Consider the following 3,353-nt stretch of genomic DNA (forward strand, 5'->3'; position numbering starts at 1 on the left):
GCTTCGCGCCCAAGATCCTCGACACCTCGGTCTATGACGAGATCGTCAGGGTCTCGAATGAGGATTCTGTCGCCAATGCGCGCCTCGTCGCCCGCCTCGAAGGCGTGCCGGTCGGCATCTCGTCGGGCGCGGCACTTCAGGCGGCGATCGTCGTCGGCTCGCGGCCGGAGAACAAGGGCAAGAACCTCGTAGTCGTCATCCCGTCCTTCGCCGAGCGCTATCTTTCGACGATCCTGTTCGACGGGCTGGGCGCGTAGCCGATCGAGGGGCGATACGCCGCGCCTCATTTGGCCGCGCCAAATTCTCCCCCCTTGAGGGGGAGATGTCGCCGAAGGCGAGAGAGGGGGTCGCCGCGCGTGAAGCGCCGGCACTTTTCCGCGACGACAGACAACGTCGGCGATCTAGGTGAGAGGACCCCCTCTGGCCGCTTCGCGGCCATCTCCCCCTCAAGGGGGGAGATTCGCCCTCAGTTTCGCACCAGCTTCCCCCGCTCCGCCTGCAGGAAACGGCGCAGGGCCGGATCGCGCTCCAGGCCGATGGCCCGGTCATAGGCTTCGGCGGCCTCGGCAGTCTTGTCGAGCCTGGCTGAGAGCTCGGCCCGCGCCGCCCAATAGGGCTGGTATTCGGCAAGCCGCTTTTCGGCGCCGATCTCGTCCAGCGCGGCAAGACCCGTGGGGGCCCCTTCGTCCTCCGCGATCGCCACCGCGCGATTGATCGCCACCACCGGCGAACCGGCCACGGCCATCAGCGCGTCGTAAAGCTGGCGGATCGCTGCCCAGTCGGTATGGCCGCTCAGCCGCCGCGCCGTATGCGCCGATTGTACGGCCGCCTCCAATTGGTAGCGGCCGATGGCACCCTTGACGGCGGCGCGCCTGAGCAGCCGCTCCGCCTCGTCGATCAGCTTCTCGTCCCAAAGCGCCATGTCCTGCTTTGCAAGCGGTACAAAGTCGCCATCAGCGTTGCGCCGCGCCGCGCGCCGCGCCTCGGCGAAAAGCATCAGCGCCAGCAGTCCCTGCGTTTCCGGTTCCTCCGGCATCAGCGACGCGACCAGCCGGCCGAGCCAGATGCCTTCGCTGGCGAGGTTGCGCCGTCTGGTCTCGGTGCCGGCAGGGTCCGACCAGCCTTCGGCGAAGGTGGCGTAGATCGCTTCCAGCACCGCGTCGAGTCGCTCGCCGAGCTCGGTCCGTTCCGGCACGCGGAAAGGAATGCCGGCCTCGCGGATGCGGGTCTTGGCGCGCACCAGCCGCTGGCCCATCGTCGCCGGCGCAACCAGGAACGCCGAGGCTATTGCGGCGACGTCGAAGCCCAGCACGGTCTGCAGGATCAGCGGCGCGCGTACGCTGGCCTCGATCGCCGGATGGGCGCAGGCAAACATCAGCCTGAGCCGCTCGTCGGGCAACTCGTCATTCGTCATCCGCGCCTCCGCCTCTTCGGCAATAAGCTGCAGGTGGTCGCGGGCCGCCTCGCCGGTCAGCCGTCGCCGCACGGCGTCGACGTCGCGCCGGCGCGCCACTGCGAGCAGCCAGGCTTCCGGTTTTTCGGGCACGCCGCTCTTCGGCCAGCGCTCGAGCGCCGCGGCGAATGCGTCGGCCAGCGCGTCCTCGGCGCCGGCGACGTCGCGCATGCGGGCCGCGAGCCAGGCGACCAGCTTGCCGTAGCTCTGCCGGGCGGCCGCCTCGGCGGCCGCCCGCGCCATCTCCGGGCGACCGTCCATACTGCTAGGACAGGTAGTCGGTCATTTCCCAGATCGGCCGCACCTCGACCGTGCCGGTGCTGGCTGCCGGACAGCGCGCGCCCCATTCCATGGCCGTATCGATGTCCGTCGCCTCGATCATGTAGAAACCGGCAAGCTGCTCCTTGGTATCGGCATAGGGGCCGTCGAGCACGTTGGTCTTGCCGTTGGCCAGCCGTATCGAAGTGGCCGCCTGGGTCGGGCGCAGCCTTTCGCCGGCGAGGTATGCGCCGGATTTCTTCAAGGCTTCGGTATAGGCGCCATAGGCCGCCAAGGTCTGCTCGGTCTTGTCGCGCGGCGCATTCGCCATCGCGGCTTCGTCGTTGTAGATCAAAAGCATGTATCGCATGGTGTTCTCCCGTTTTTGCAGGCCGCGTCGTTGCTAGCCGACCTATGTCGTGCGGCCGCGGCCGATTTCGACAGGCGCCTCCGAAAATCTTTCGTCCCCAAAGCATTCGAGCGCAAGCCGGCGCTTTTCGCCAGCACTCAACCGTTCGTCTAATGGCTGCAATTGCGGGTTGGCATTTGCCGCCTCCCGTCTAAACTCCCAGGTTCGCGCCGGGGAGGCGGCATGGCGCGATCGTTTCAGGAGGAGGAAACCATATGCTCGATTTCAGGACGAAATTTATTGCCGCCGGCGCGTTGGCGCTGTCGCTCGGCCTCGGCGCCGTGTCGGCCGGGGCGCAGGAATTCATCAACGTGCTGACCGGCGGCACGTCGGGCGTCTATTATCCGCTCGGCGTCGCGCTGTCCGAGATTTACGGCAAGGGCATCGAAGGCGCCCGCACGCAGGTGCAGGCGACGAAGGCCTCGGTCGAGAACCTCAACCTGTTGCAGCAGGGCAAGGGCGAGATCGCCTTCGCGCTCGGCGATTCGGTGAAACTCGCCGCCGAAGGCAACACCGAGGCCGGCTTCCCGGGCAAGCTCGACAAATTGCGCGGCATTGCCGCCATCTATCCCAACTACATCCAGATCGTCGCCAGCAAGGAGTCCGGCATCAAGACGCTCGCCGATCTCAAGGGCAAGAGCCTGTCGGTTGGTGCGCCTGCTTCCGGCACGGAACTCAATGCCCGCGCCATCTTCGCCGCCGCCGGGTTGAAATACGAGGATCTCGGACGGGTCGAATATCTGCCTTTCGCCGAATCGGTCGAATTGATCAAGAACCGGCAGCTCGACGCCACGCTGCAATCCGCGGGCCTCGGCGTCGCCTCGATCCGCGACCTCGCCACCTCGGTGCCGATCAACGTCGTCGCCGTGCCGGCCGAGGACGTCGCCAAGATCGGCTCGCCCTATCTTTCGGTCGTCATCCCGAAGGGGACCTATGAGGGCCAGACGGAGGATGTCGCGACCGCTGCGGTCGGCAATTTCCTGGTCACCCGGGCCGACGTTTCCGACGACACCGCCTATCAGATGACCAAGCTGCTGTTCGAGCATCTCGACCAGCTCGCCGCCGCCCATGCCGCCGCCAAGGCGATCGATCCGGCCAAGGCGCTGGACGGCATGCCCGTGCCGCTGCACCCCGGCGCGGAGAAATATTACAGGGAAAAAGGGCTCATCAAGTAAGCCTCCCCCTCCCCCTTGAGGGGAGGGTGGACAGCCGCCGGAGGCGGATGGACGGGTG

The 3,353-nt window shown here is 66.9% G+C and carries 3 protein-coding genes and 1 pseudogene; 2 read left to right on the plus strand and 2 right to left on the minus strand.

Features of this window, described 5'->3' with window-relative positions; genetic code table 11:
* Positions 1–257, plus strand: a pseudogene (locus EOA29_RS29790) (pyridoxal-phosphate dependent enzyme); the annotation flags it as partial.
* Positions 258–466: 209 nt separating this feature from the next.
* Here the strand turns inward: EOA29_RS29790 and EOA29_RS29795 are convergent.
* Entirely contained in the window at positions 467–1,714 is a 1,248-nt protein-coding gene (locus EOA29_RS29795; protein ID WP_126091025.1) for a DUF6596 domain-containing protein, read from the minus strand.
* Positions 1,715–1,718: 4 nt separating this feature from the next.
* Positions 1,719–2,081, minus strand: coding sequence for a YciI family protein (locus EOA29_RS29800; protein WP_126091024.1), 363 nt, complete (start codon positions 2,079–2,081; stop codon positions 1,719–1,721).
* A gap of 254 nt (positions 2,082–2,335) precedes the next feature.
* Between EOA29_RS29800 and EOA29_RS29805 the strand changes: the two genes are divergently transcribed.
* Positions 2,336–3,295 (plus strand): TAXI family TRAP transporter solute-binding subunit, encoded by a 960-nt coding sequence (locus EOA29_RS29805; RefSeq protein WP_126091023.1) that lies wholly within the window; start codon positions 2,336–2,338, stop codon positions 3,293–3,295.
* Positions 3,296–3,353: the final 58 nt, after the last annotated feature.

It is taken from the genome of Mesorhizobium sp. M1E.F.Ca.ET.063.01.1.1 (assembly GCF_003998155.1).
GTDB lineage: Bacteria > Pseudomonadota > Alphaproteobacteria > Rhizobiales > Rhizobiaceae > Mesorhizobium.